The sequence below is a fragment of the Mycobacterium kyogaense genome, assembly GCF_036946525.1.
GTDB classification, from domain to species: Bacteria; Actinomycetota; Actinomycetes; order Mycobacteriales; family Mycobacteriaceae; genus Mycobacterium; species Mycobacterium kyogaense_A.
In genome coordinates, this window is sequence record NZ_JAQIIY010000006.1 from 231715 (window position 1) to 258040 (window position 26326).

28 protein-coding genes are annotated in these 26326 nt (G+C 69.9%); 12 read left to right on the forward strand and 16 right to left on the reverse strand.

Translation table 11 applies throughout. From position 1 onward, the window contains the following. Nucleotides 1–24: 24 nt before the first annotated feature. From PGN37_RS03270 to PGN37_RS03285, 4 genes are read right to left on the reverse strand one after another with little or no spacing between them, the layout of a single operon-like run. The gene (locus PGN37_RS03270; protein WP_335329584.1) at nt 25–438 is read right to left on the reverse strand and encodes a rhodanese-like domain-containing protein; all 414 of its coding nucleotides are present in this window, start codon (nt 436–438) and stop codon (nt 25–27) included. Nucleotides 439–457: 19 nt separating this feature from the next. After that, nucleotides 458–898 (reverse strand): Rv0361 family membrane protein, encoded by a 441-nt coding sequence (locus PGN37_RS03275; protein WP_335329585.1) that lies wholly within the window; start codon nt 896–898, stop codon nt 458–460. Next, a complete protein-coding gene (purT, locus tag PGN37_RS03280; protein WP_335329586.1) occupies nt 895–2019 on the reverse strand; it encodes a formate-dependent phosphoribosylglycinamide formyltransferase in 1125 nt (374 codons plus the stop codon). Before purT ends, PGN37_RS03275 begins: the two co-directional genes overlap by 4 nt. A 24-nt stretch (nt 2020–2043) precedes the next feature. Then, the gene (locus PGN37_RS03285; protein WP_335329774.1) at nt 2044–2526 is read right to left on the reverse strand and encodes a MarR family winged helix-turn-helix transcriptional regulator; all 483 of its coding nucleotides are present in this window, start codon (nt 2524–2526) and stop codon (nt 2044–2046) included. A gap of 60 nt (nt 2527–2586) precedes the next feature. On the opposite strand from PGN37_RS03285, the gene PGN37_RS03290 reads away from it, so the two are divergent. Genes PGN37_RS03290 through PGN37_RS03300 form a run of 3 tightly spaced genes read left to right on the forward strand, consistent with a single transcriptional unit; the run spans nt 2587 to nt 6076 of the window. Next, a complete protein-coding gene (locus PGN37_RS03290; RefSeq protein ID WP_335329587.1) occupies nt 2587–4611 on the forward strand; it encodes an MMPL family transporter in 2025 nt (674 codons plus the stop codon). 29 nt (nt 4612–4640) lie between these two features. Beyond that, entirely contained in the window at nt 4641–5867 is a 1227-nt protein-coding gene (locus PGN37_RS03295; protein WP_335329588.1) for a cytochrome P450, read from the forward strand. A 50-nt stretch (nt 5868–5917) separates the two neighbouring features. Next, the gene (locus tag PGN37_RS03300; RefSeq protein ID WP_335329775.1) at nt 5918–6076 is read left to right on the forward strand and encodes a 4Fe-4S domain-containing protein; all 159 of its coding nucleotides are present in this window, start codon (nt 5918–5920) and stop codon (nt 6074–6076) included. Here PGN37_RS03300 and PGN37_RS03305 read toward each other — a convergent pair. From PGN37_RS03305 to PGN37_RS03320, 4 genes are read right to left on the reverse strand one after another with little or no spacing between them, the layout of a single operon-like run. Next, nucleotides 6018–6650, reverse strand: coding sequence for a hypothetical protein (locus tag PGN37_RS03305; protein WP_335329589.1), 633 nt, complete (start codon nt 6648–6650; stop codon nt 6018–6020). The two genes, PGN37_RS03300 and PGN37_RS03305, sit on opposite strands and share 59 nt — an antisense overlap. Then, on the reverse strand, nt 6647–7741 hold the full coding sequence (locus tag PGN37_RS03310) for a GGDEF domain-containing protein (RefSeq protein WP_335329590.1): 1095 nt from the start codon (nt 7739–7741) through the stop codon (nt 6647–6649). Before PGN37_RS03310 ends, PGN37_RS03305 begins: the two co-directional genes overlap by 4 nt. 19 nt (nt 7742–7760) lie before the next feature. After that, nucleotides 7761–8369: a PaaI family thioesterase gene (locus PGN37_RS03315; protein ID WP_335329591.1), complete on the reverse strand. Its 609-nt coding sequence runs from the start codon at nt 8367–8369 to the stop codon at nt 7761–7763. Continuing rightward, nucleotides 8366–9655: an adenylosuccinate synthase gene (locus tag PGN37_RS03320; RefSeq protein WP_335329592.1), complete on the reverse strand. Its 1290-nt coding sequence runs from the start codon at nt 9653–9655 to the stop codon at nt 8366–8368. Before PGN37_RS03320 ends, PGN37_RS03315 begins: the two co-directional genes overlap by 4 nt. Nucleotides 9656–9745: 90 nt before the next feature. Between PGN37_RS03320 and PGN37_RS03325 the strand changes: the two genes are divergently transcribed. Genes PGN37_RS03325 through PGN37_RS03340 form a run of 4 tightly spaced genes read left to right on the forward strand, consistent with a single transcriptional unit; the run spans nt 9746 to nt 13608 of the window. Further along, on the forward strand, nt 9746–10318 hold the full coding sequence (locus PGN37_RS03325; protein WP_335329593.1) for a peptidase M50: 573 nt from the start codon (nt 9746–9748) through the stop codon (nt 10316–10318). A 9-nt stretch (nt 10319–10327) separates the two neighbouring features. Next, nucleotides 10328–11119: a site-2 protease family protein gene (locus PGN37_RS03330; RefSeq protein WP_335329594.1), complete on the forward strand. Its 792-nt coding sequence runs from the start codon at nt 10328–10330 to the stop codon at nt 11117–11119. A gap of 42 nt (nt 11120–11161) precedes the next feature. Next, nucleotides 11162–12061, forward strand: a complete 900-nt coding sequence (locus PGN37_RS03335) for a cation diffusion facilitator family transporter (protein ID WP_335329595.1) — start codon at nt 11162–11164, stop codon at nt 12059–12061. Then, complete coding sequence (locus PGN37_RS03340) at nt 12040–13608, forward strand: FUSC family protein (RefSeq protein WP_335329596.1); 1569 nt, start codon at nt 12040–12042, stop codon at nt 13606–13608. The genes PGN37_RS03335 and PGN37_RS03340 overlap by 22 nt, the downstream gene beginning before the upstream one ends. Here the strand turns inward: PGN37_RS03340 and PGN37_RS03345 are convergent. Then, on the reverse strand, nt 13605–14021 hold the full coding sequence (locus tag PGN37_RS03345) for a DUF3151 domain-containing protein (RefSeq protein ID WP_335329597.1): 417 nt from the start codon (nt 14019–14021) through the stop codon (nt 13605–13607). The two genes, PGN37_RS03340 and PGN37_RS03345, sit on opposite strands and share 4 nt — an antisense overlap. Nucleotides 14022–14108: 87 nt before the next feature. Between PGN37_RS03345 and PGN37_RS03350 the strand changes: the two genes are divergently transcribed. Further along, nucleotides 14109–14858, forward strand: a complete 750-nt coding sequence (locus tag PGN37_RS03350) for an Rv0361 family membrane protein (protein WP_335329598.1) — start codon at nt 14109–14111, stop codon at nt 14856–14858. Nucleotides 14859–14861: 3 nt separating this feature from the next. On the opposite strand, the gene fbaA is transcribed toward PGN37_RS03350, so the two are convergent. Continuing rightward, nucleotides 14862–15896: a class II fructose-bisphosphate aldolase gene (gene fbaA / locus PGN37_RS03355; RefSeq protein ID WP_335329599.1), complete on the reverse strand. Its 1035-nt coding sequence runs from the start codon at nt 15894–15896 to the stop codon at nt 14862–14864. A gap of 51 nt (nt 15897–15947) precedes the next feature. Continuing rightward, nucleotides 15948–16961, reverse strand: coding sequence for an alcohol dehydrogenase catalytic domain-containing protein (locus tag PGN37_RS03360; protein ID WP_335329600.1), 1014 nt, complete (start codon nt 16959–16961; stop codon nt 15948–15950). A gap of 57 nt (nt 16962–17018) precedes the next feature. On the opposite strand from PGN37_RS03360, the gene PGN37_RS03365 reads away from it, so the two are divergent. Then, nucleotides 17019–17693, forward strand: a complete 675-nt coding sequence (locus PGN37_RS03365) for a DedA family protein (protein ID WP_335329776.1) — start codon at nt 17019–17021, stop codon at nt 17691–17693. On the opposite strand, the gene PGN37_RS03370 is transcribed toward PGN37_RS03365, so the two are convergent. Continuing rightward, the gene (locus PGN37_RS03370; protein WP_335329601.1) at nt 17690–18298 is read right to left on the reverse strand and encodes a TetR/AcrR family transcriptional regulator; all 609 of its coding nucleotides are present in this window, start codon (nt 18296–18298) and stop codon (nt 17690–17692) included. The genes PGN37_RS03365 and PGN37_RS03370 overlap by 4 nt on opposite strands. A gap of 49 nt (nt 18299–18347) precedes the next feature. Between PGN37_RS03370 and PGN37_RS03375 the strand changes: the two genes are divergently transcribed. Further along, complete coding sequence (locus tag PGN37_RS03375) at nt 18348–19772, forward strand: MFS transporter (protein ID WP_335329602.1); 1425 nt, start codon at nt 18348–18350, stop codon at nt 19770–19772. On the opposite strand, the gene nhaA is transcribed toward PGN37_RS03375, so the two are convergent. Beyond that, complete coding sequence (gene nhaA / locus PGN37_RS03380) at nt 19747–21591, reverse strand: Na+/H+ antiporter NhaA (protein ID WP_335329603.1); 1845 nt, start codon at nt 21589–21591, stop codon at nt 19747–19749. The two genes, PGN37_RS03375 and nhaA, sit on opposite strands and share 26 nt — an antisense overlap. Beyond that, nucleotides 21588–22694 carry a glycoside hydrolase family 76 protein gene (locus PGN37_RS03385; protein WP_335329604.1) on the reverse strand — a complete coding sequence of 369 codons (1107 nt, stop codon included), beginning with the start codon at nt 22692–22694 and terminating at the stop codon, nt 21588–21590. Before PGN37_RS03385 ends, nhaA begins: the two co-directional genes overlap by 4 nt. Before the next feature lie 72 nt (nt 22695–22766). On the opposite strand from PGN37_RS03385, the gene PGN37_RS03390 reads away from it, so the two are divergent. Together PGN37_RS03390 and PGN37_RS03395 are read left to right on the forward strand one after the other, a co-directional pair. Continuing rightward, the gene (locus PGN37_RS03390) at nt 22767–23303 is read left to right on the forward strand and encodes a TetR/AcrR family transcriptional regulator (RefSeq protein WP_335329605.1); all 537 of its coding nucleotides are present in this window, start codon (nt 22767–22769) and stop codon (nt 23301–23303) included. Then, entirely contained in the window at nt 23300–24892 is a 1593-nt protein-coding gene (locus PGN37_RS03395) for an MFS transporter (RefSeq protein WP_335329606.1), read from the forward strand. The genes PGN37_RS03390 and PGN37_RS03395 overlap by 4 nt, the downstream gene beginning before the upstream one ends. Here the strand turns inward: PGN37_RS03395 and PGN37_RS03400 are convergent. Further along, the gene (locus PGN37_RS03400; RefSeq protein ID WP_335329607.1) at nt 24785–25438 is read right to left on the reverse strand and encodes a TrmH family RNA methyltransferase; all 654 of its coding nucleotides are present in this window, start codon (nt 25436–25438) and stop codon (nt 24785–24787) included. The two genes, PGN37_RS03395 and PGN37_RS03400, sit on opposite strands and share 108 nt — an antisense overlap. Beyond that, nucleotides 25435–26322 (reverse strand): hypothetical protein, encoded by an 888-nt coding sequence (locus tag PGN37_RS03405; RefSeq protein WP_335329608.1) that lies wholly within the window; start codon nt 26320–26322, stop codon nt 25435–25437. The genes PGN37_RS03400 and PGN37_RS03405 overlap by 4 nt, the downstream gene beginning before the upstream one ends. Nucleotides 26323–26326 lie beyond the last annotated feature (4 nt).

A 26326-nucleotide genomic window follows, 5' to 3' on the forward strand; every position in this document is an offset into this window, starting at 1 on the left:
GGCCGGGGGTGCGGACCGATTCGGTCATGACTGCCTCCACGGCAGGCCGACGGCCTTCCAGCCGGTGCCGCCGCGATGACCGTGCTCGTCCAGATTGCCCTCGAAGCCGTCCAGGACGTTGTACGACGGCTCGATGCCCGCCCCGGTCGCCGCCTCGGCGGCACCGATCGAGCGATTGCCGGATCGGCACAGGAAAACCACCGGACGCTCCCCGGGGGTGATGCCGGCGGCCAGCAGATCGTCGACGAACCCGTCGTTGCGGGAACCGTCGGTGCGGTTCCACTCGATGTAGACGGTGTCGCGCTGAAGCGACGACAGATCCGGTACCCCCACGAAGCGCCATTCGGCATCGGTGCGGCAGTCGACCAGCACGGCATCGGGGTTCTCGCTCAGGAGCTTCCAGGCCTCCTCCGGCGAAATGTCTCCGGCATAACTCACGGTCGTGAGTGTCGCACAGCTAGCTGGGGCCGGTCGAACAGACCTTCCACGCCCCGTCTTCCCGCGCGAACGGGATGTCCGAGGTCTGCTTGGCGTCCGGCGCATTGGCGAAGTGATAGGTGACCGACGCTGTGGCGCGATCCCCGTCGACCTTGACGCTCGTCACTCCGTCGAGGAATCGTTCACCCTGCTTGGCCTTCGAATCGCGTTGCCTGGCAAGGATGTCCGACTCGGTCCCGACCTGCGCGGCGCACGTGAAGCTGCGGAAATCGGCATAGGAGTCACGCTGCAGAGCGTCGTTCTGGCCGGCGGCCGCGCGGCCGATCTGCTGCTCGTCGGTGAGCTCGCCGCCGGAGAACAGGTTGAACAGCCAGATTGTGATCACGATGGCGACAAAGATGGCCAGTGCGCCCAGGAACGGCGCGGCCGACCTGCCGGTCGACTCGTCGGGCTCGGTCACGTCAGCCTGCGCAGCGCCGACGCGACGCGGCGGGCGCGGTCGCGGGCGACGATCGGATCGGGCGCGGTCGCGGTCGCCAGCCAGCGCTGCGACGGGAACAACCGCACGTCGCTCTCCGCGACCTCGAGCGCTGCGCCCAGCGCGGCGCGCCACGGCATGTCGGCGACGTCGTGCCCGTCAGAAGAGATCTCCATCGCCGCCGGCGAGATCATGATCGTGTCGACGGGAAGCCCGAGGATCGCCCGGGCATGCAGCTCGACGGCCGACAAGCGCTGCGAACGGAGCGTCACCAGTGCGCTGTCCTGCGGCCGGGGAGCGACATCGCTGAAGTACACCTCGTCGCCGCGCACCAGCAGCTCGACCGCGAACACGCCGCGACCGCCGAGGGAGTTGACGATCCGCGCCGCGATCGACTTGGCCGCGTCCAACGCGGCAGCCGAAAGGTGCTGCGGTTGCCACGATTCCAATGTCTCGGCGGACTCGCGGTGGTGGCCGATGGGTTCGCAGAAGCTGACGACCGGCCCCGACGGCCCGGTGGTGCGCACGGTCAGCAGTGTCACCGCGACGTCGATCTCCACGACGGTCTCGGCCAGCACGCGCTGCAGGCTCAGCTGTCCGCCCGCGACGGCGCTGCGCCACGCCGGCTCGATGTCGTCGGCCCGCAGCACGACCGATTCGCCCTCGCCGGGCGCGGCGGTCACCGGCTTGACCAGCAGCGGGAATCCGGCGTGCTGGGCGACCGCGGTGAGTTCGGCGACCGAGCCGGCGAACCAGAACGGCGCCGTGGGCAATCCGAGCTCGTCGGCGGCGAGCCGGCGCAGTGCTTCCCCGTCCACCGACAGCCGCAATGCGCGCGGGGTCGGCACCACCTCGACGTCGTCGCGGTCGGCGGCGGCGAGCAGCGCGTCGGTGGCCACCCCGTCGGCATCGGCGACGACCACTCGGGGCCCGGTCGCATCGATCAGCGCGGTCAACGCGTCCGCATCCGTCATCGCGGCCATGTCGTCGGACACCGTCACCCGCGCGCCCAGCCGCTCGAAGGCCAGCGCCAGGTCATGCGTGTGCTCGCCACCCCGCAGGAGCAGCACCGATGTCATCTCGGCCGCAGTCGTCTCACTCATCGAGCATCCAGCCTGCCAGAACCCTCACTCGGAGGTGACGTGCAGATCGGCGTGAAACCCGCTCATCGCCTCGACGATGGCGCCGAACACTCGGTGGGCGGCCCGCAGATCGGCGTCGGGCACGTCGGTCAGCGCGCCGGTGAGATGGTCGGCGAGCGGAGTGAAAAATTCGCGGGCCACGTCCATGCCGTGTTCGGCCACCCGCAGCTTCACCTTGCGCCGGTCGTCGGGATCGGGTTCGCGCAGGACGTGGCCCGAGGCGATCATCCGCTCGACCAGATAGGTGATCGCCGCGCCGGACATCCCCATCCGCGCACGCAAGCCGCCCGCGGCCAGCGGCTCGCCGGTGGTCTCGGCCACCATCACATGCAGCAGGGCCCGAAAATCGTTGTCCGACAACCCGTGATGGGCGGCAAAGGCATGACCGATCTGGTCGGACTGTGCGGTGAGTGCGCGGACGTCGGCGGCGATGAGCTCTTCCAGCTCTGCGCGGTCCTCGTCGGCCATGTCGACATCGTACAGGTTGTTCATTTGATTAACGGTTAAGTATCTGAAATATTTGTCGGCATGAGCAGACGACTGTCGTGGGTGATCGCACTGGCGATCATCGTCACCTCCGGCGCCTTCCTCGGGTTGAGCAGCGGTGGCTCCTCCGCGGAGCAGTCCCCGGTGCCGGTACCGGCCAGCGCCGAGTCGACGCGCGCCGATGCGCTGCGCGCCGACTTCCCCGGCGGCGATCAGGCTCCGGTGCTGCTGGTCCTCACCCGCACCGACGGCGCCGCACTCACCCCGGCAGACCGGGCGGCCGCCGACGCGGCGCGGGAGCGCATGCTGGCCGCGGCCGACAACGGTCCGGGAGGCCCACCGGTGCAGATCTCCCAGGACGGCGAGGCCGCGATCACCGTCGTCCCGCTGGCGGCAAACCTGTCCGGGTTCGCGCTCGGCGACGAGGTCACCAAACTCCGCACCGCGGCCACCGACGGCCTGGACCCGCAGCTGCGCGCACAGGTCACCGGCGGGCCCGCATTCGGTGCCGACATCGCCGATTCGTTCTCCGGCGCCAACGTCACGCTGCTCGCCGTCACCGCGGCGGTGGTGGCCCTGCTGCTGATCATCACCTACCGCTCACCGGTGCTGTGGCTCGTACCGCTGCTGGTGATCGCGTTCGCCGACCGGGTCGGCGGCGTGGTGGGCACGGCCGTCGCCGAAGGACTCGGCATGTCCCCCGACGGGTCGACGGCGGGCATCACCAGCGTGCTCGTGTTCGGTGCGGGCACCAACTACGCGTTGCTGCTCATCTCCCGCTATCGAGAAGAGCTGGGCAGCAACGAATCTCACCATACCGCGCTCACCACGGCGGTGCGCAGGGCCGGGCCCGCGATCATCGCGAGCAACGCGACCGTGGTGCTGGCGCTGCTGACCCTGCTGCTCGCCTCCTCCCCCAGCACCCGCAGCCTCGGGGTCCAGGCCGCGTCCGGCCTCGTCGTCGCCGCCGTGTTCGTCCTGCTGGTGTTGCCGCCGTTCCTCGATCTTTTCGGGCGGAAGCTGTTCTGGCCCTTCATTCCCCGCACAGGGGCAACAGCTCTGACCGAGGGCGGCGCGTGGCATCGCGTCGCCGACGGGGTGGCGCGCAAGCCCGCCGCGGTATCCGTCGTCGCGATCGGGGTGCTGGGGCTACTGTGCACCGGTCTGCTGAGCATGCCGATCGGGTTGTCGCAGACCGAACAGTTCCGCGTGCAAGCCGAATCGGTGAGTGGTTTCGAGACCCTGGCCGAGCACTTCCCCAGCGGCGTCACCGATCCCACGCTCGTCATCGCCTCGACCGATCGCGCCGCCCAGGTCCAGCAGGCGATCACCGCCACCCCGGGCGTCGTCTCCGCCACCCCGGCCGGCACCTCCCCGCGGGGCCTGAGCCAATGGTCGGTGGTGCTGGCCGCAGAACCCGCCTCCGACGAGGCGTTCGACACGGTCGACGCGCTGCGTTCCGCTGTGCACGGCGCCGATCCCGACAGCCTCGTCGGCGGCTCCGACGCCAAGGCCCGGGACGCGGCGGGCGCCGCCGGACGCGACCGCACCCTCGTGGTGCCCGCGATCCTCGCGGTCGTACTGCTGGTGCTGTTCGTGCTGCTGCGCTCGGCGCTGGCGCCGGTGATCCTGGTCGCGGTCACCGTGCTCAGTGCACTGGCGGCGCTCGGCCTCGGCGGCTGGGCCAGCGTGCACGTGTTCGGCTTCCCCGCACTGGACAACAGTGTGCCGCTGTTCGCGTTGCTGTTCCTCGTCGCCCTCGGCGTCGACTACACGATCTTCCTGGTCACCCGGGCACGCGAGGAGACGCCCGAACACGGCACCCGCGACGGCATCGTCCGCGCCGTCTCGGCGACCGGAGCGGTGATCACCAGCGCGGGAATCGTGCTGGCAGCGGTGTTCTGCGTGCTGGGCGTGCTGCCGCTGATCGCGCTGACGCAGGTCGGCATCATCGTCGGGTTGGGCATCTTGCTGGACACGTTCGTCGTGCGCACCGTCGTCATTCCGGCGCTGTTCACGCTCATCGGCCCGAAGATCTGGTGGCCGGCGCTGCGCGCGGAAAGGTAGCTGGGCTAACGTTCAGGTAGCGTCGAGACATGAGTCAGGCCGACACCCGCACCGAACCGGACGCCGGGCTGCCGCCGCTGCACATGCGCCGCGACGGCCTCGATCCGACGCCGATGCTGGCACAGATCCGCGACGGCGTCGGCGTCGCCAGCGTCACCAATGCCTTTGGCATGCAGGTGTTCCTGGTGACCCGCCACGAGGACGTCAAGACCGTGCTCAGCGATCATGCGCGGTTCTCCAACGGCAGGCCGCCCGGATTCGTCGTCGCCGGCGCTCCCCCGATCGACGAGGAGGATGCCGCGCGCAACCGCGCCGGTAACCTGCTGGGCCTCGATCCCCCTGAGCACCAACGACTTCGACGCATGCTGACCCCGGAGTTCACGATCCGGCGGATCCAGCGGCTAGCGCCCCGCATCGTCGAGATCGTCGACGCGCAGCTCGACGCGCTCGAAGCCGCCGGCTCCCCAGCCGACCTCGTCGAGCACGTCACGCTGCCGGTTCCCTCGCTGGTGATCTGCGAGCTGCTCGGCGTGCCCTATGCCGATCGCGACGACTTCCAGCGCCGCAGCGCCCGCCAGCTCGACCTGTCCATCCCGATCCCGGAACGCCTGGAGCTGCAGCAGGAGGGCCGCGCCTACATGGGATCGCTCGTCGACCGGGCCCGCGCCGCGCCGGGCGAGGACATCCTCGGCATGCTGGTGCGTGAGCACGGCGCCGAACTCACCGACGACGAGCTGATCGGCATCGCGGGGCTGCTGCTGCTGGCCGGGCACGAGACCACCTCGAACATGCTGGCGCTCGGCACGGTGGCGCTGCTGAGCCATCCCGAGCAGATGGCCGCTGTGCGCGACGATCCCGCGGCGGTGGGCCCGGCAATCGAGGAACTTCTGCGCTACCTGTCGATCGTGCACACCTCGATCCCGCGCATCACCACCACCGACGTGGAGCTCGCCGGGGTGCACATCCCGGCCGGCCGGCTGGTGTTCGCCTCGCTGCCCGCCGCCAACCGCGATCCCCACGTCATCTCCGAGCCGGAAACGCTCGATATCAGCCGAGGGGCGCCGGGGCATCTGGCGTTCGGCCACGGCGTGCACCACTGTCTCGGTGCGCCGCTGGCGCGGATGGAGATGCAGATCGCGTTCCCGGCGTTGCTCCGTCGATTCCCCACGCTGACGCTCACCGAAGACATGGACGACATCGCGTTCCGCTCTTTCCACTTCATCTACGGCGTGGCGTCGCTGGGGGTGCGCTGGTGAGCCGGGTCAGCGCCGACCGCGAGGTCTGCATCCAGGCGGGCAACTGCGTGATGGTGGCCGCCGACGTGTTCGACCAGGACGACGACGGCGTGGTCGTGGTGCTCACCGACGAGGTGAACGGTGACGCCGAGGAGCGGGCGCGTCAGGCCGTCAACCTCTGTCCGGCAGCCGCGTTGGAGCTGCAGCACGACGCAACATCAGCAGGCTGACCCCCAGCACCCAGGCGGGGAAGGTCAGCGTCATCCACGGGCTGACGTCACCGGCGACGAGCACGCTGACGGCGACCAGGTACGTCGTCACCACGAGCCACCGCGGCATCAGGCGGGTCCGCAGCCAGATGGTGGCCAGCGACATCATGAACACGGCGGCCATCCGCAGCGCGTAGGTGTTGGTCAACGCGAGCAGCAACCCGTGGGCGAACGCCAGCACCTCGGGGTCGGCCTCGATGCCGGCCCTCCGGCCTGCCAGCAGACCGGCCGTGACGGCGGTCCCGGCGAACACCATCGCCAGGAACAGCAGCCCGCTGCCGAGGAACACAGTCGTGAAGAACCGGTCCTCCACCAGGCCCAGGCTGTCGCGGACCACGCCGATGAACCACAGGAACGCGATGCCGGCGAAGGGCGTCAGCACGACCACGATCCGCAACCGGGTGCTGGTCGTCGGCTCCGGCAGCCGCAGCGCCACCAGCACCACGGAGAACAGCAGCGCGAACACCACCCCGGCCAACGCCGCGGCGCGAGGGGTGGTGAGGCTGCGCAGCTGGCGCGCCGCGGGCTCCGTCACGCGCCCACCACCACGGTCTGGTTGCCGCCCACGCTTTTCGCCCGGTACATCGCGCCGTCGGCCTGCTCGAGCAGGGAGCGCACGGTGGCGGAGGCGTTGCGGTCGCTGGTCCACGCCGTCGCCACGCCGACGCTGACCGTCGGTACCACCGCGGCGTCGCAGCGGGCCACCGCGTCGTGCAGCTGCACGGCAACCGAACGCACCACGGCCGGAGGGGCATCGAGCACCACCGCGAATTCCTCACCGCCGGTGCGCGCGATCAGCGACTGCACCCCGGCGGCCGCCACGGCGTCGCGGATACCGTTGGCCACCGACACCAGAACCTGATCCCCGGCGTCATGGCCGTGGCCGTCGTTGATCGCCTTGAACTTGTCGATGTCGACGGCCAGCACCCCCAGGTGGGCGCCCCCGACAGGGACCAGGCCGACGATCTCGTCGTCGAGTCCCCGCCGGTTCAGCAGCCGGGTCAGAGGATCGTGCAGCGAGTCGACCGCCCCCATCCGCAACGCCAGCAGGTACGACTGCACGATCACCGGAACCCCGAGCACGGTCGGCAGCAACACCAGCAGCCGCACCGTGATGACACTGGTGGCCTGGGTGTCCTGCGCCAGAGCGATCCCGTAGAGCACCGCGAACGCCGCGACGGTGAACGCCAGATGCAGTGCCAGCGCGCGAGGCCCGTGCACGACCACGACGTAGATCCCGTTCGTCGCGAGCAGTGCCAGGCCGGGCATCGCGGTGAACGCGTCCTGGTAGCACGCGATCACCGTCAGCACCGCCAGGTCGGCGTACACCGCGAACAGTCTCGACTGGGTCTCCGACGGGAACGGGCCGAAGATCCAGAGCACACCCAGTACCGCGGAACTGGCCGCCACGATGAGCACGATCGGCCTGCCGTTGACCGCGCCGCCGTCGTGCGCTCCCCACATCACCGTCAACAGCGCGATCAGCCCGTACACGAGCGAGAACACGCCGATGAACATCGCGTGGAGACGGAGCACTCCGCGAGAGCGCAGATGCCGCTTCGTCCACTCGAAGTCGAACGGCTGCTGCCACCAGATCTGCAGGTACTCGCGTAAACCCTTGTCCATCGCCCCCCTGTGAGCAGCGCTACGGCTGCCCGGGGAGCAGCCGGACCATCAGTCCGTTCGCCTCGGCGAGCAGGGTGCCGTCCGGGCTGCGCAGCTCGGCGTTGACGAACGCCTTGCGGTCCTGCGCCTCGCGCAACCAGCCCCTGGCGGTCAGCACCGTGTCGATCGGCGTCACGTTGCGGTAGTCCACGTGCAGGAACGCGGTCCGGCTGATAGGGCGCCCGGTCGCGTGGATCACCATTCCGAAGACGCTGTCGAACAGCAGCGGCAACACCCCACCGTGGACGGCGTGGTTCCCGCCCACCGAGAACCGGCTGAACTCTACCTGCAGTTCGACGCCAGCGTCAGTGAACTCGACGACGCGAAAGGGCGGCATCAGCAAGCTACCCATGCCCGGCAGCGACGGCGCCCGGCTCGCGGGGCCCACCCCCTCGTCGGCCTCGAAGGGCGTCAGCAGGTCGACAAGTCGTTCCACCTGATCGGCGGCCTCGTCCCACGTCGCGTCGTCCGGAGCGGCCGACACCGCGAGGTCCTGGGCGCGGCGCATGGCCGCCAGGAACCTGCCGAACCCGGGGGGCGGGGTGATCGGTTGGAGATCCGGAAATCCGCCCCGGGTCGAGTCGGTCACGCCAGCACGTCGCGGCGCACGATGGTCTGGTCGCGGCCCGGCCCCACGCCGATGCACGACACGTGGGCCCCGGCGAGGTCCTCCAGGCGCAGCACGTAGTCCCGCGCCTTGGCGGGCAGGTCGTCGAACTCGCGCGCGCCGGAGATGTCCTCCCACCAGCCGGGCAGTTCCTCGTAGATCGGTTCGGCGCGGGCGATGTCGCTCTGGGTCATCGGCATCTCGTCGGTGCGCTTCCCGTCGACGGTGTAGCCGACGCAGATCGGCACGGTCTGCAGGCTGGAGAGCACGTCGAGCTTGGTCAGGAAGTAGTCGGTGATGCCGTTGACGCGGGTGGCGTACCGGGCGATGACGGCGTCGAACCAGCCGCAGCGACGCCGCCGGCCGGTCGTCACGCCGATCTCCCCGCCGGTCTTGGCCAGGTACTCGCCGTACTCGTCGAACAGCTCGGTCGGGAACGGGCCTGAGCCCACGCGTGTCGTGTACGCCTTGAGGATGCCCAGCACCGTCGTGATGCGGGTGGGTCCGATCCCGGAGCCGACGGCCGCGCCGCCGGACGTCGGATTCGACGACGTGACAAAGGGATACGTGCCGTGGTCGACGTCGAGCAGCGTGCCCTGCGACCCTTCGAGCAGCACCGTCTCACCCTGGTCGAGCGCGGTGTTGAGCTGCAGCCGGGTGTCGGCGATGCGATGCCGGAAACCCTCGGCCTGGGCCAGCAGGTTGTCGACCACCTCGCCCGCGTCGAGCGCCTTGCGGTTGTAGATCTTGACGAGCACCTGGTTCTTGAATTCCAGTGCGCCCTCGATCTTTTCGGCCAGCAAGTCAGGGTCGAGAACGTCGGCGACCCGGATACCCTGCCGCGCGATCTTGTCCTGGTAGCAGGGACCGATGCCGCGGCCGGTGGTGCCGATCTTCTTACTGCCCGCGTAGCGCTCCACGACCTTGTCGATCGCCACGTGATACGGCATCAGCAGATGCGCATCGGCCGACAGGAGCAGTCGCCCGGTGTCCACGCCGCGGTCTTCGAGGCCCCGCAGCTCAGTCAGGAGCACGCCCGGGTCGACGACGACGCCGTTGCCGATCACGTTGGTCACGCCGGGCGTCAGAATGCCCGACGGAATGAGGTGCAGGGCGAAGTTCTCCCCCGTCGGAAGCACCACCGTGTGGCCGGCGTTGTTGCCGCCCTGGTAGCGCACCACCCACTGAACCCGCCCACCGAGCAGGTCGGTGGCCTTACCTTTGCCCTCGTCGCCCCACTGGGCGCCGATGAGGACGATTGCCGGCATGCCGCGCCTCTTCCGCTCGAATGCTGTGCATAGTGTGTGCAGCCGGTGAGCTACCTTATCCGATCGCGCGCTGCACCCCCCTCTGTCGCGGTGTGCAACCTCGGCGATGCCCGGCTGCCGCGTCCGCTGCGCGACCTCCCGCGCACCGATCTGGACGGAATCGGGGCCTGGCGCCGCGTCGTGGTCGTCGGCCCGGATGCCGATCTCGCCGCCGCGTTGAAGGCACTACTGCGCGCCGACCGTCTCGACGTCGAGGTCGCCCACGTCCGCCGGGTGCTCGGTGCCCGCCGGTCCCTGCACGCCCCGGCCACCCGGGTACCGCTGATCAGGGACGAGACCGGCGCCGTCCTCGTCGGCGCCGCGCTGTGGAAGCCGCCCGAGGGTCAGCGCACCCTGCACGGTGAGGCCGTCGTCGACGACACCGTGCTGTTCGACGGCGAGGTGGCGGGAGTTCGTGTGGAGCCGATCGGGGTGCTGCCCGGGTTACGCGCCGCGGTGCAGACCGGTCGGTGGCGGCCGCGGCGCTGGGTGGCCGGCCGTGCGGCGCAGCTGGGCACCTCCGGCGCGCTGGTGCTGCGCGACGGCGTGGCCGGGGCGCGGCCGGTGCGGCGCTCTACGTTCTACCGTCACACGCAGGGCTGGTTGCGCGTCGGCCGCAGGTAGCGTGGGTTCGTGAGCGTCATCAGAGGCGGGGGCCCGCTGCGCCAGTCGGTACGGCCGAGCCCCCTGTTCCTCGTCTTGATCGCCGCGACGGCTGCCGGCGGGGTCGCGGCGTGGCTGTCGGCAGCCGAGGTGGGCCCGATGGCTTATCTCGGTGTATTCGTGTTCGTGATCTTCGGCTGGCTGATCTCGCTGTGTCTGCACGAGTTCGGGCACGCCTACTCGGCGTGGCGCTTCGGTGATCGCGACGTCGAGGCGCGCGGCTACCTGACGCTCAACCCACTCAAGTACTCCCACCCGCTGCTGTCGCTCGGGCTGCCGGTGCTGTTCATCGCGCTCGGCGGCATCGGGCTGCCCGGTGGCGCGGTGTATCTGCAGACCGGCTGGATGGGCAAGTGGCAGCGGACGCTGATCAGCCTCGCCGGCCCGGCGGCGAACGTCGTCTGTGCTGTGTTGCTGCTGACCGCGACCCGGCTGTTCTACGACCCGGGGCACTCGGTGTTCTGGGCCGGCGTCGCGTTCCTGGGGTTCCTGCAGATCACCGCGTTCCTGCTCAACATCCTGCCGATCCCCGGGCTCGACGGGTACGGCGCACTCGAGCCGCACCTGAGCCCGCAGACCCAGCGTGCGGTGGCGCCGGCCAAGCAGTGGGGATTTCTGCTGCTGGTGCTCCTGCTGTTCGCCCCCGGGGTGAACCAGTGGTTCTTCTCGGCGGTCTACACCCTGTTCGAGCTGTCCGGGGTGCCTGCGTATCTGTCGGCTGTCGGTGGCGAACTGACGCGATTCTGGTCGGCCTGGCAGTAGCAGCCTTGCCATATATGCGTTAGTACGCATATATTCGCCGGCATGGGCGCGGGACATGACCACAGCCATGGGAAAGACGCCCGCGTCTCCCGGATGGTGATCGCCGCGGCGATCCTGACCGTGTTCTTCGTGATCGAACTGGGCACCGCGCTCGCCATCAACTCGATCGCCCTGCTGGCCGACGCCGGCCACATGCTCACCGACCTGGTCGCGATGTTCATGGGCCTGACCGCGGTGCTCCTGGCCCGCCGCGGCAGCACCTCGGCCGCCCGCACGTACGGCTGGCACCGCGCCGAGGTGTTCACCGCGGTCGCCAACGCCGTGCTGCTGATCGGCGTCGCAGGGTTCATCCTCTACGAGGCGTTCGAACGCCTCGGCGGTGCGCCGGACGTGCCCGGGGTGCCGATGATCGTCGTCGCACTGGCCGGCCTGCTCGCCAACGCCGCCGTGGTGCTGCTGTTGCGCTCACAATCCGAGACCAGCCTGGCGGTCAAGGGCGCCTACATGGAGGTCGTCGCCGACACCGTCGGCAGCATCGGGGTCCTCATCGCCGGCATCGTCACCGTCACCACGCGGTGGCCCTACGCCGACGTCGTCGTCGCGGTACTCGTCGCACTGTGGGTGCTGCCCCGGGCGATCGCGCTGGCCCGCGCCGCGCTGCGCATCCTGTCGGAGTCCTCGCCCAGCCACATCGACGTCGACGAACTGCGCTCCGCGCTCTGTGCGGTGGAGGGCGTCACCGAGGTGCACGATCTGCACGTGTGGACGCTGGTGCCCGGCAAGGACATGGTGACCGCACACCTGACCAGCGGGCGCGACTCCGCCCGGGTCCTCGACGACGCGCGCGCCGTGCTGACCGCGCGCGGGCTCGACCACGCGACCGTGCAGGTCGAGCCGCCGGATTCGGCCGCCGACTGCGAGTGCGAAAGCCAGAACCGGTAGCCCCGCCACGGCTGCCCGTCGCGCTGCGCGCTGCGGTCAGCACCGCCATCCCCGTCCTCCTCGGCGTGGCCGCCGGCAATCTCGGCGCCGGATTGATCGCCACCCTCGGCGCGTTCACGTCGCGGTTCGGAGTCGGCCGCCCCTACCTGAGCCGCGCCGTCCAACTCGCCCTGGTGGCGATCGCGCTGGCAGTGGCGGTCGCCGCCGGCTCCTGGGCTTCCGACGTCGCGTGGGTCGGAGTGCTGACCGTCTCCGCCGTCGCGGTCATCGCGGTGTGGATGTGCAGCGCGTTGAGGGTCGGGCCGCCGGGTGCCTACGTGTTCGTCGTCGCCTGCGCCGCGGGGATCGGCGTCTCGGCGTCCCGGCTGAGCCCCTGGCAGATCGGTGGACTCGTCCTGGCCGGCGGCGCGGTGGCCTGGACGGTCCAGATGGTCGGCGCGGTGACGGGGTTCCGGCGCCCGGAGCGGGCCGTGGTGCAGACAGCGGCCGACAGCGTCGCCGACTATCTCGACGCCATCGGCGGACCGGACGAGGAGGCCACCCGGCATCGCGCGGCGCATGCGCTGCACCAGGCGTGGACGGCGCTGATCGACCAGCAGCCGACCGCGTCGGTGAGCCCTCGGCTGCATCGCCTGCGGGCGGCGAACCACGCGGTGCACGTCCTGTTCGCCCGCGCCGATCCCGACTCCGCCGACCTGGCACGTGCGGTCGGACGACTCGAAGCCGATCCCGACGCGGTCGCCTACCGCGACCCGGCTCAGCGCCCGCCCGCGCCGGCACCCGCGCGCCACCTTCTGCGGTCAGCACTGCGCACCGGCTCGCAGACGCGGCGAGTGATGATCCGGGTCGCGATCGGGGTGCCGCTGGCCGGGTTCGCCGCCGTCGGACTCGGCGTCGACCGGGCCTACTGGGCGATGGCCGCGGCGGTGCTGATCCTGCACCAGGGCGCACCGCTGTGGCATGCGCTGCGCCGCGGCGCCGAGCGCCTGCTCGGCACGTGGATCGGCCTGGCCCTGGCCGCCGCGATCATCGTGATCCATCCGCAGGGCTGGCTGCTGGCCGCGGTGCTGGCGCTGCTGAACTTCGCCATCGAGATGCTCGTGGTCCGCAACTACCTGCTGGCCTCGGTGTTCATCACCGCCACCGCGCTCACCATCGGCACGGCGAGCCACCCGCTAGAGCCCGGGCAGGTCGGACACCTGCTGCTGACCCGCGGCATCGACACGATGATCGGCTGCGCGATCGGGCTGGCGGTCTATCTGGCACTCGCCCGCCGGCAGGAAATCCAGCGGCTCCCGGACGCGCTGGCAGCCACGCGGGCAGCGCTCACGCTCGCCGAGCAGTTCGTCGCGGCGAGCGACACCGCCAGCCTTCAGGCGCGCACCGCGCGGCGAGATCTTCAGCGGACGACGCTGGACATGCTCGACGTCCTCGACGCCGCGCAGGCCGGGCCGCGGGATCAACGGGAGGCCGCCGCCCGGCTGCGACCCGATGTGCAGACCGTCGAGCGGGCGGCGTCGGAGACGATCGCCGCGCTGTGGCTCTAGGCGAGGCCGAGCTCGCCGCGCGCCGCCGGATCGCAGTCGTCGAGCAGGTCGAGGCAGCGCTGGAACTCCGGCTCCTCACCGATCGCGTCGGCCGCGCGGGCCAGCGCCGCCACGCAGCGCAGGAAGCCGCGGTTGGGTTCGTGGGCGTAAGGCACCGGACCGAAACCCTTCCAGCCGTTGCGGCGCAACTGATCCAGGCCGCGGTGATAGCCGGTGCGCGCGTAGGCGTAGGCGGTCACCGCCTGATCGTTGTCGAGCGCATCCTCGGCCAGCGCCGCCCATGCCACCGACGCCGACGGGTGCGCGGCGGCGACGATCGCCGGGTTCTCCGAGGCGTCAAGCTCGGCTTCGGCCTCGGGATCGCCAGGCAGCAGTACAGGTTCCGGTCCGAGGAGATCGCCCATCCGAGTCATGCCCCCCATTGTGCCGTGCGGGGTTACCGAGTCGTCACCGTGGATGGATAAGCTTCGCCCGTAGCCGTCAGGAGGACCGCAGCACCGATGTCGAACCCCACTGGCCCGGATCAGCCGGACGATCCCACCCACCCCCAGGACGAGCCCGCCACCGAGGTGTTCGCGCCGGCCGATCCCGGCGCCCAGCCCACCGACCCGCCGGAGGGTGAGCGACGCTTCACCGCACCGTCGGGATTCGACGCGGGGTCCACGCAGATCATCAACCGGCCGCAGGAGCCGGCCACCGAGATCTTCGGCACCGGCGGCACCGCCGAGACGGAGGCCTTCACCGCGCAAAACGTTGCGCCACAAAAGATTCCGGCCCGCGACGACGCCCCGAAACCGCCCACGAAGAAGCGCAGCTGGGGCTGGGTCATCGCGATCGTGCTGGTGATCGCCGCGCTCGCGGCCGTCGCGATCCTCGGCACCATCCTGCTGACCCGCGGGTCGTCGCCCGCCGCCTCACAAGAAGACCAGGTCCGGTCCACCATCTCCGACTTCGACGTCGCTGTGCAGAACGGCGACCTGGCGGCGCTGCGCAGCATCACCTGCGGCAGCACCCGCGACAGCTACGTCGCCTACAACGACAAGGCGTGGGAGCAGACCCACGCCCGTGTCGCCGCAGCAAAGCAGTACCCCGTCGTCGCCAGCGTCGACCAGGTCGTCGTCAACGGTGAGCACGCCGAAGCGAACGTGACCACGTTCATGGCCTACGCGCCGCAGACCCGCTCCACGCGCAGCTTCGACCTGGAGTTCACCGACGAGCAGTGGAAGATCTGCCAGGCCCCGAGCAGCTAGGCGCTAAGCGCTCACGCTGCGGCCCGCGCTGTGCAGGTCGTTGCAGGCCTCGACCACGCGCTCGCTCATCGACGCCTCGGCCTTCTTGAAGTAGCTCCGCGGGTCGTAGACCTTCTTGTTGCCGACCTCGCCGTCGACCTTCAGCACGCCGTCGTAATTGCTGAACATGTGCCCGACGATCGGCCGGGTGAACGCGTACTGGGTGTCGGTGTCGACGTTCATCTTCACCACGCCGTACTTCAGTGAGTCCTCGATCTCGGACTTCAGCGAGCCCGATCCGCCGTGGAACACGAAGTCGAACGGCTTGGAACCCTCGGGCAAGCCCAACTTGGCGGCCGCGACCTTCTGACCTTCGGCCAGCACTTCCGGCTTGAGGACGACGTTGCCCGGCTTGTAGACGCCGTGCACGTTGCCGAACGTGGCGGCCAGCAGGTACTTGCCGTGCTCACCGGCGCCGAGCGCGTCGATGGTCTTCTCGAAATCCTCGGGCGAGGTGTAGAGCTTGTCGTTGATCTCGGCCTCGACGCCGTCCTCTTCGCCGCCGACCACGCCGATCTCGATCTCGAGGATGATCTTGGCGGCGGCGGCGTGCTTGAGCAGCTCCTGCGCGATCGAGAGGTTCTCGTCGATCGGCACTGCGGAGCCATCCCACATGTGCGACTGGAACAGCGGGTTCTGTCCCTTGGCGACGCGCTCGGCGGAGATCGCGAGCAGCGGCCGGACCAGGCCGTCGAGCTTGTCCTTGGGGCAGTGGTCGGTGTGCAGCGCGACGGTGATGTCGTACTTGGCCGCGACCACGTGCGCGAACTCGGCCAGCGCGACCGCGCCGGTGACCATGTCCTTCACCCCGAGCCCGGACGCGAACTCCGTGCCACCCGTCGAGAACTGGATGATGCCGTCGGAGCCGGCGTCGGCGAAGCCCTTGATCGCGGCGTTGATGCTCTCCGACCCGACGCAGTTGATCGCGGGGAATGCGAAGGAGTGCTCCTTGGCCCGGCCGAGCATCTCGGCGTAGACCTCGGGCGTTGCGATGGGCATGACTGTTCCTCTCGGCTGGGGTGGTTGGAGTATCTCAGGTGTGGTGAAAGCTCACACGGTCAGAACCATGCGATAGCGGGCCTTGCCCGAATCCATCATCTGGAACGCCTCGGCAGCCTCGGCCAACGGCCGTTCCTGGATCATCGCCCGCACGCCGCTGAGCACGGCGAAGTGCAGGGTCTCCTCGACGTCGCGGGAGGTGCCCGACGGGTGACCGGTCACCGACAGCCCGGAGTTGATCAGGTCGAGCGGGCTGATCGGCAGGTTCTCGGGCGTGACGCCGACGGCGACCAGCTCGCCTTCGGGCCGCAGGCCACCCACCGTCGCCGCCATCGCCTCGGCGTTGTTCGCCGTCGCCAGGACCACCGCGGCCCCGCCCAGCTTCTGCAGCTCGGCCGCGACGTCCTGGGCGGTGGAGTCGATGTAGTGGTGAGCACCGAGTCGGGTGGCCTCCTCGGCCTTGCCGGTGCCGCGGGCGATCGCGACCGTTTCGAAGCCCATCGCCCGGGCGAACTGCACGCCGAGGTGGCCGAGGCCGCCGACGCCGAGGATCGCGACGACGTCGCCGGCCTTGGCGCGCGTCTGCCGCAGCCCGTTGAACGTCGTCACTCCGGCGCAGCCCATCGGTGCCGCCTCGACGAACGACAACCCGTCCGGGATGCGAGCCAGCGCGGTGGCCGGCACGTTCACCGATTCTGCGTACCCGCCCGGGTAGTGCCAGCTCGGCACCTCCATGCGCACGCACTGCATGAAGTGGCCCTGCCGACACGGGATGCAGCGGTTGCAGTTGCCGCCGAACCAGCCGACCGCGACCCGGTCACCGGCGGTGAAGTCCTCGACCCCGTCTCCCAGCTCGGCGATGGTGCCGGCGATCTCGTGGCCCAGCGTCAGCGGCCACTGCAGTCCCGGAAAGTGCCCGGCGTAGAACTCGCGGTCGGTGCCGCAGACGCCGCAGGCGGCGACGTCGAGCCGGACGTGACCCGCCGACGGCGACGGCGTGTCGACGTCGACGACGGTCAGCGCGGCGTTGGCTTCGGGAACCTGTACTGCCTTATGCGTGGGCATGACTCAGCCTAAGCCGCCGGTACCCTCATAGCCGTGGTCGTCGACAATCTCGCGCTGATGCCCGACTTTCTGGACCCGATCAAACTCATCGGGTACTTCGGCACCTGGGCGCTGATCGGCATCCTGGTCGTCGTCTTCGTCGAATCCGGGGTGCTGTTCCCGATCCTGCCGGGCGACACCCTGCTGTTCGTGGCGGGCATGCTGGCGGCGGGCACAGCAGCCGAAGCCGCGACGGTCGACGCGAACTTCCACCTCTGGCAGCTGCTGGTGTTCATTCCCGTCGCGGCCGTCCTCGGCGGCCAAGTCGGATACTGGATCGGCCGCAGCCTGGGCACCGCGATGTTCAAGCCCAATGCGCGCATCCTCAAGCAGCGCTACCTCGACGAAGCACACCTGTTCTTCGAGCAGCGCGGACCGTTCGCGATCGTGATCGCCCGGTTCGTGCCGATCGTGCGCACGCTCGCGCCGATCACCGCGGGCGCGGCGAAGATGAACTACGGCCTGTTCACCGCGTTCAACGTGCTCGGGGCGGTGGTGTGGGGTGTCGGGCTGGTGCTGATGGGCTACGGCCTCGGCCAGTTCGAGGTGGTGCAGAAGCTGCTCGAGCCGATCTTCATCCTGATCGCGGTCGCGTCGATCACCCCGATGCTCTGGGAGTGGTACAAGCGCCGCAAAGCAGCCAAGGCGGCTGGCATCCCGACGCCTCCGATGGACGCCGAAGAGCAGGCCTAACCGGCGAGCCCGTTCTGCAACGCATCGAAGAGCAGGCCCAGTCGGTGCCGATGATCCTCGACGACGGGGTCCGGTGACCCCTCGGCGACGACGCGCTGCGCGGTGCCGGTCAGGACGGTGGAGTATCCGGCGATGACGAGGGTGGCGAACAGTCCCGGGTCGGCCGTGAATTCTGGGTCGTCATCGAGCGCATCACGAAGCGCCTGCACGAGTTCGGCGGCGATCTCGCGCAGCCGAGCGATCAGCACCGGCGATCCTGCGACCGTCCGATAGAACGGGATCGACCCGTCCTTGACGCCCGACAGCGCATGCCGCTCGTCGACGAGGCGGAACGCCGCGTCACCCAGCGACGCCAGCACGGCGCTGCCCGCCCCACGGTCCCGCACTGCCGCGCGCAGGATCTCGACGGCGTCGTCGACGCGGTCGAAGAGCAGATCCTCCTTGCGCGGGAAGTGCTTGAACACCGTGACGCTCGAGACTCCGGCCTCTTTGGCGACCTGCGCGACCGTCACCTCGTCGAAGCCGCGATCAAGGAACATCCGGGTCGCGACATCCGAGATCTTCCGGCGGGTCATCGGTCCGCCGCGCTCCGATGTTCTGGGCATACCACCTCGCTGTGTTGACTCACTAAATTTAGTCACTTAACTTAGTGCCATGACCGCTTCGAGCATTGTCTCTCCTCGCTCACTCACCCAAGCCTGGCCCGCGCTCCTGGGCCTGTCGGCCGTGTTCCTGTTCGAGATGCTCGACAACTCGATCCTGAACGTCGCCCTGCCCACGATCGGCCGGGACCTGCACGCATCGACCACCGCACTGCAGTGGGTGACGGGCGCCTACGCCGTCGTGTTCGGCGCGCTGATGCTGGCGTTCGGGGCCGTCGCCGACCGTGTCGGGCGGCGCCGCGTCATGCTCCTGGGCCTCGTCCTGCTGGCCGCGGCGAGCCTGGCAACCGCGTTCGTGACGACGGCCGAGCAGCTGATCGCCGTGCGCGTGCTGACCGGTGTCGCGGCGGCGATGACGACGCCGGGGTCGATGGCGCTGGCCTTCCGGCTGTTCGACGACGACACACTCCGCCTGCGTGCGATCACGCTGATCTCGACCGTGGGCCTGGTCGGTCTCGCGATCGGCCCGACGGTCGGCGGGTTCGTCGTCGAGGTCGCACCCTGGCAGGTGCTGCTGCTGGTCAATGTGCCGATCGCGCTGCTCGCGATCGCCGGCGTGCGTTTCGGCATCGCCGCCGACCGTCTCGAGGATCTGCATCGCGATCCGGTGGACGTCGCGGGTGGCGTTCTGGGCACGGCCGCGATCGCGTGCGCGCTGGTCGCGCCGACGCTGTTCGTCGAGGACGGCGTTCGTGCGTGGCTGCCCTGGGTGACGGCGGCGCTGGCGCTGGCGGCGTGCGTGGCGTTCGTCATCAGGGAGCGGACCGCGCGCTTCCCGCTGATCTCCCTGCAGCTCGTTGCGCACCCGCTGGTGTCGAGTGGGCTGGCGTTCAAGGCCGCTGCGGGGCTGGCGATCGCGGGCCTCGGCTACCTGGTGACGCTCCAGCTGCAGCTCGACTGGGGGTGGCCGCCGGCGCTCGCCGCGATCGGGATGCTGCCGCAGGTCGCGGTGCTCATCGCAGGCAGCTTCGTCGTCAACCCGTTCGTGAAGCGCGTGGGGCCGGAACGCGCCGCGTGGCTCAGCGCGTCGGCTGTCGTCGTCGGGCTCGCGGTCTATGCGGTGCTGGGTCGGTTCGGTTATCCGTGGGTCGCCACGGCACTCGTGCTCGTCGCGGCGGGCCTGCGGGTGGTCGGGGTCGTCGCCGCGCTCAACGTGTTGCGCGGGCTGCCCGAGAATCGGACGACGATCGGCACGGCGCTGGTGGACACGTCCAGCGAAGTGACGTCTGGAGTCGGCATCGCGGTCAGCGGGACGATCCTGGCCGCGATGTTCACCGGCACGATCACCGCCGCGCATTGGACCGCAAGTCAGACCACGGAGTTCCGGGATGCGGTCACGATTGCAGGGCTCGCGTTGACCGGGATCGCTGCGGCGCTGGTCGCGTTCGGGATCAGCGCTGCTCCAGCGCGCGGATGAGGCTCGCGGCGTCCCACGGCCCTTTGTGCCGGACTCCGTTGACGAAGAGCGTCGGCGTCGCGTTCAGGTCCATCGCCTCGGCGTCTTCGGCGTCGTCGGTCACCCGGTGCAGCACCTTCGACGAGTGCAGCCGCACGTCGTGGTCGAACTTCTCGATGTCGCAGCCCGCGGCAACGGCGTAGCGGTAGATGTCAGCCCAGTCGAGATCGTCCTGATGCGCGAACAGCTGCCGCGACATCTCCCAGAACCGGCCCTGCAGCGCCGCCGCCTCGCTGGCCCGCGCCGCGTCGAACGCCCGCGGATGCGCCCGCTCCAGCGGGAAGTGCCGCCACACGTACAGCAGCTCGTCGCCGAAGTGCTTGCGGACCTCGTCGATGGCGCCGGTCGCACGGCTGCAGAACGGGCACTCGAAGTCGCCGTACTCGACCAGCGTCAGCGGCGCGTCGGGCCGTCCACGCGCATGGTCCCGGTCCGGATCGACGGGCCGCAGCAGGTGCAGGCCGACGGGTTCGGGCGGGCTCAGCCAGTCGGTGATCCGGAAGATCGCCCAGCCGAACACGAACGCCAGCACCGACGCGGCCAGCACGCCGATGCGCGCCTGGTCCTGACGGCCCGGGTCCTCGATCGCGATGTCGACAATGAACAACGAGATCGTGAAGCCGATGCCCGACAGGGCCGCCCCACCCATCACCCGTCGCAGCGTCAGCCCCGGCGCGAGCACGCCGAGCCCGGTGCGGCGCATGAACCACGTCGCCCCGGTGATGCCGATGAACTTGCCGATCACCAGGCCGGCCACGATGCCCCACGTCAGCGGTGACCGCAGCGCGGCACCCACGCTCGCCGCGTCGAGCTTGACTCCGGCATTGACCAGCGCGAACAGCGGCAGAATCCCGAACGACACCACCGGCCCGACCGCCGTCTGCAGCCGCTCGTTGATCGAGATCGACTCCTGGAGTGAGCGACTGGCCGCGCGGGCGTAGCGCGAATTCGGCGACTGCCGGAACGCGCGGATCTGCTCGACGGCACGCTCGACCGGTTGGCGCTCCGGGGTGAACACAGGGATCAGCAGCGCGACGGCGACACCGGCCAGGGTCGGATGCACGCCGCCCATGTACAGCGCGATCCACAACGCCAGGCCGAGCACCGCGTAGGCCGGTCCGTGCGCTTTCGGCAGGTAGCGGACAGCGGCCAGCGCGGCCAGCAGCACCGCGGCCACCAACAGCGGAACCCACTGAATCTCGTCGGAGTAGAACAGCGCGATCACCCCGAGCGCGCCCACGTCGTCCACCACCGCCAGGGTCAGCAGGAACAGCCGGACCCGGGCGGGGAACACCGGCTTGATGATCGCCAACGCCCCGACGAGGAACGCGGTGTCGGTCGAGATCACCACACCCCACGCCTGCGCGTTCTCGCCCGACGGGTTGAGCGCGAGGAACACGACGGCGGGGAGTACGAGGCCGGCGATCGCGGCGACGACGGGGACCGCGGCGCGGGACCGGTCGGTCAGCTCGCCGATGGTGAACTCCCGCGTCACCTCGAGGCCGACGATGAAGAAGAAGAACGTCATCAGAGCGTCGTTGACCAGGTGCTGTACCGACATCTCGGCGTGGAACGAGCCGACGGTCAGGCCGACCTCGGTGTGCAGCAGCGCCGCATAGGCGTCAGCCCACGGCGAGTTCGCCCACAGGATCGCAATGACGGTCGCGATCAGCAGAAGTGCAGCGGCGGTGTTGTCGGTCGTCCGGTTGGTGGCGCTCCCGCGACTCAGGCGGGAGGGCCGCAGCGGGAATCCGCGCGGCTGGGTGGCCGGTTCGGTCACGGCTGACTGGCGACGGTGTGGGCTGCTTCCATCAGCATCCACCCTGCCAGCTGCACCGAGAGATCGCGCTCCGGGATCTCTGAGGAGTTCACCGCGCCTTCGACGAACTGCGCGTCACCGGAGGTGGCCGTCGGCAGCTGCGCTTCGCGCTCCCAGAACGCGCTGAACAGCGGCAGATCCTCGACCGTCGCCCGGTTGTCCCAGGCCGCCTCTGCTGAGGACACGACCAGCGATCGTGCGGTGGCGCGGGCCGCCTCGTCCTCGGCTGAGTCGCCGGGCAGCGCGGTCGCCGCCAGCGCGAGGTAGCGCGCGAGGATGCCGTGGAACAGCCCGCCGTCGCCACCGCCCGCCGCCTTGAGCACGCCGTCGGGCGCCATGTGCTCGGCGACCGCGGCGACAAGCCGGTGCACGCGTTCGGCGTGCCGCGGGTCCTGGGTGCGGGTGGCGAGCTCGGTCTCGAGGCCCAGCACCACGCCCTGGCAGTACGTGTACTGGGCGCGCACCATCGACCCGCCTTTGATGCCGTCGAAGACGAGGTGCGTCTCGGGGTCGATCAGCGTCTCGTCGATCCAGTCGGCCATCTGCTGGGCGCGGCGGAGCCGACCCTCGAAACGGGCCAGGAAGATTCCGGCGGGCCCGTTGGCGGGGGCGTTGAAGAACTGGTCCTGTTTGCGCCACGGGATGCCGCCGCCATCCTCGGGCACCCACGCGGTCACGAACTGGTCGGCCAGCGTGTCCAGCGCCTTGGGCCGGGCGACGTCCGCGAGCCGGCCGGCGCGCTCGAGCGACAGCGCCAGCCAGGCCATGTCGTCGTAGTAGTCGTTGGTCCACCGGCCGATGTTGCGCAGCCGGTGGCTGCGGATTTGGCGGGCGATGCGGGTCAGCCGCTCGGGCTGCGGGTCGCGGACCTGCGCGTCGACGAGGTTGTCGATCAGATGGGCCTGCCACCAGTAGTGCCAGGTGCCGAAGCGGCGCTGCCCACCGGTCGCCGGCCACGCCACCACGCCGAGCTGGGTGCCGGGCAGCCCCCAGAGCTTGCGGAGGTGGCGCTGGGTGACCGCAGCCTCGGCGCTGGCCGCGCGGTTGGCCCACATCTGATCCATGGGTCGATCCTGCCTCACAGCCCGCCAAAAAAGCATGAGACAAATATGTCTCATATGAGCTACAGTCGTCTCATGACGACGCGCGAAGATCTGCTGCGCGCCGCCGCCGACTACCTCGGCCGGCGGCCGAACGCGACACAGGACGAGATCGCCACGGCGGTCGGCGTCAGCCGCGCCACGCTGCACAGGCACTTCTCCGGCCGCGCCGCGCTGGTGTCGGCACTCGAGCAGCTCGCTATCACCGAAATGACTGCGGTGCTGGCCGCCGTCCGCCTGCACGAGGGACCCGCCGACGAGGCGCTGCGCCGGCTCGTGACGGCGTGCGAGCCGATCGCCCCCTACCTCGCGCTGCTGTACAGCCAGAGCCAGGACGACGTGACCGCCTGCATCGAGGTGTGGGGCGAGATCGACGGCACGATCAGCGAGCTCTTCCTGCGTGGGCAGCGCGACGGACTGTTCCGGCCCGATCTCCCCGCTGCCTGGCTGACCGAATCCTTCTACAGCCTGGTCGCCGCGACCGACTGGTCCATCCGCGCCGGTCGCGTCGCCGCCCGCGACGGCACCCGACTGATCCTCGACCTTCTCTTGAACGGAGTACGTACCTCATGACTCGCCGCTGGCTCGCACTCGGCGTCCTGACCCTTGCCGTCCTGCTGATCGGCATCGACGGCACCGTGCTCTCGCTCGCCACCCCGTTCTTCACCGCCGACCTCGACGCCACCGGCACCCAGGTCCTCTGGATCGGCGACATCTACTCCTTCGTGCTGGCCGCGCTGCTGATCAGCATGGGCAGCCTCGGTGACCGCATCGGCCACAAGAGGCTCATGCTCTGCGGTGCAACGGCATTCGCGGTCATCTCGGTGATCACCGCCTACTCGACGAGCGCTCCGATGCTGATCGGCACCCGCGCACTGTTGGGCGTGGCCGGCGCGACGCTGGCCCCCGCGACCCTGGCACTGATTCGTGGAATCTTCACCGAGCAGCGCGAGCGCAGCATCGCGGTCGGCATCTGGGCCGCGGCGTTCTCGGCCGGCGCCGCGCTCGGCCCCGTGGTGGGCGGCGTTCTGCTGGAACACTTCTGGTGGGGATCGGTGTTCCTGATCAACCTGCCGGTGATGGTCGTGCTCGTCGTCGGCGGCCTGCTCCTGCTGCCCGAGCACCGCGACCCTCAGCCCGGCCCGTGGGACCTGCCCAGCGTGGGTCTGTCGATGGTCGGCATGCTCGCCGTCGTCTACGCGATCAAGGAAGGGTTCACCGGCCTGGTGCACGGCATCGGCGGCGACGTCGTCGTGGCGGGCGTCCTCGGTATTGCGGCACTCGTCACCTTCGTGCGCCGGCAGCTGCGGTTGCCGCACCCGTTGATCGACGTCCGGCTCTTCGCCAACCCGCGGTTCTCCGGCGTCGTCGCGGGCAACCTGCTGGCCGTGCTCGGACTGTCGGGTCTGCTGTTCTTCCTGTCGCAGTACTTCCAGCTGGTGCACGAGTACAGCCCGCTCAAAGCCGGCCTGGCCGAGCTGCCCGGCGCGCTGACGGCCACCGTGTTCGGTGTGCTCGCAGGCGTGCTGGTGCGCTACGTCTCGCACCGCGCGGTGTTGTCGGCCGGCCTGGCGATGGTCGGCATCGCGATGGCCGGGCTGATGGTCTCCCTGCTGGTGTTCACTCCGGTCGCGCCGTATCTGCCACTGGGACTGGCGCTCTTCGTCGTCGGCGTCGGGCTCGGGCTGGCGTTCACGGTGGCCAGCGACGTCATCCTGGCCAGCGTGCCGAAGGAACGGGCCGGTGCGGCCGCGGCAGTCTCGGAGACGGCCTACGAGTTGGGCATGGCGCTGGGTATCGCCGTGCTGGGTTCGATCGTGACCGCGGTCTATCGCACCGTCGTCGTGCCTGCCGCCATCCCGTCGGCGACCGCGGACCAGGCCCGGGACTCGCTGGCGCAAGCGGTCCACGCGGCGCAGACGCTACCTCCCGCGCAGGCCGAGAGCCTGCTCGATGCGGCACGCACCGCGTTCACGCACGGGTTGTCGGTGGCCTCCGGGGTGGGCGCGCTGCTGCTGCTCTCCTCGGCTGTCGCCGTGTGGATCCTGCTGAAATCACCAGGCCCGGCCGAGGTCGGCGTGCTGGCGGACCCAGGTGTGCATCGCGATGCCGGCAGCGACCGCCGCGTTGATGCTCCGTGTGGAGCCGAACTGCGCGATTGAGACAGTCAGCGCCGCACCGGTTTTCGCGTCATCGGTGATGCCGGGCCCCTCCTGGCCGAAGATCAGCAAGGCCGCCCGCGGCAGCGTCACCTCCTCGATGCGCACCGCACCCGGCACGTTGTCGACGGCCACCGGCGTCAACCCGTCTTGCGCCGCGGCGTCGAGCAGTGTGGCCGTGCTGTCGTGGTGGCGCAGGCGCTGGTAGCGGTCGGTCACCATGGCGCCGCGGCGATTCCAGCGCCGCCGGCCGACGATGTGCACGGTGTGCACGGCGAACGCGTTCGCAGTGCGCACCACGGCGCCGATGTTGGCGTCGTTGCCGAAGTTCTCGATGGCAATGTGGAGGGGGTTCCTGCGGGCGTCGATGTCGGCGACGATCGCCTCCCGCGTCCAGTACCGGTACGCGTCGACGACGTTGCGAGTGTCGCCCTCGCGCAACAGGTTCGGGTCGTACCGGGGATCGTCGGGCAGAGGGCCGGACCACGGGCCGACGCCCGGCCCCTCGCCCCACTCGGTGGGTCCGGGCGGCACGACCGGCTCGGTCATCGCGTCCACAACGCCGCGTGGGTGCCGATCACCGACACCGTGGCGTACAGCAGCGCCTGGTTGATCTCCCCCTGGGTGCACAGCGACGCCCGCACGTTCACCCCGTCGCGCGACGCCTCCGGAAGGACCAGCACCGACGCGCCGTAGACGTCGCAGGCGTGGCTCAGGCCTCGGCCCTGCACCGTCGGAGCGGCGACCACCATCAGCGGCCCGCCGCGGGCGGCGGCGTCGTCACGGTATCGGGCGGCCAGGCCGGATATGTCGAGCCCGATCAGCATGTATCCCTTGCCGCTGAAGGCATTCGGATCGCCCAGCGCGGTCGGGTTCAGGGCGGTGCCGTCAGCGCGGAAGGCGTCCAGGCTGGTGGCCGTGAGGTCCAATCCGGTGTCGTTGGCGTTGACCTCCGGGAGCCCGACGGGAAACGCGACGGGATAGGCAACGGTCGACCCGGCGATGCGGTCGCGCGGGGAATACGCGTACACCCCGCGCACCTGGCTCTGGTCTCGGAACGGCCCGATGCACACGGTGCCTGTCATCCGGTCCGGAGACTCTGCCGAAACCGGTTGCAGCGCAAGCGTTGTCACATCCTCGCAGCCGCCGATCGCATTGGCTTCCACGGGATGGTCGAGCGCTCCGTAGAGGCCGAAGCGGACATCGCGCGGTGCGGCGTGGGGTGCACCCTGCTGCGACGGAGCCGCGTCGATGTCGACGAGCACGTAGTCGGCGTCGAAACGCAGGTCCGTCACCGACATGTTCCAGCCGAGCACGGCCAGCGATTCGCCGATCGTCGCGGTCAGCGCCGAATACACGTCGGGGCGGTCGTCGTCACTCGAACACGAGGTGGCGGTCAGCACCAGGACCACCAGGAGCGCGATCAGCCGCACGGCA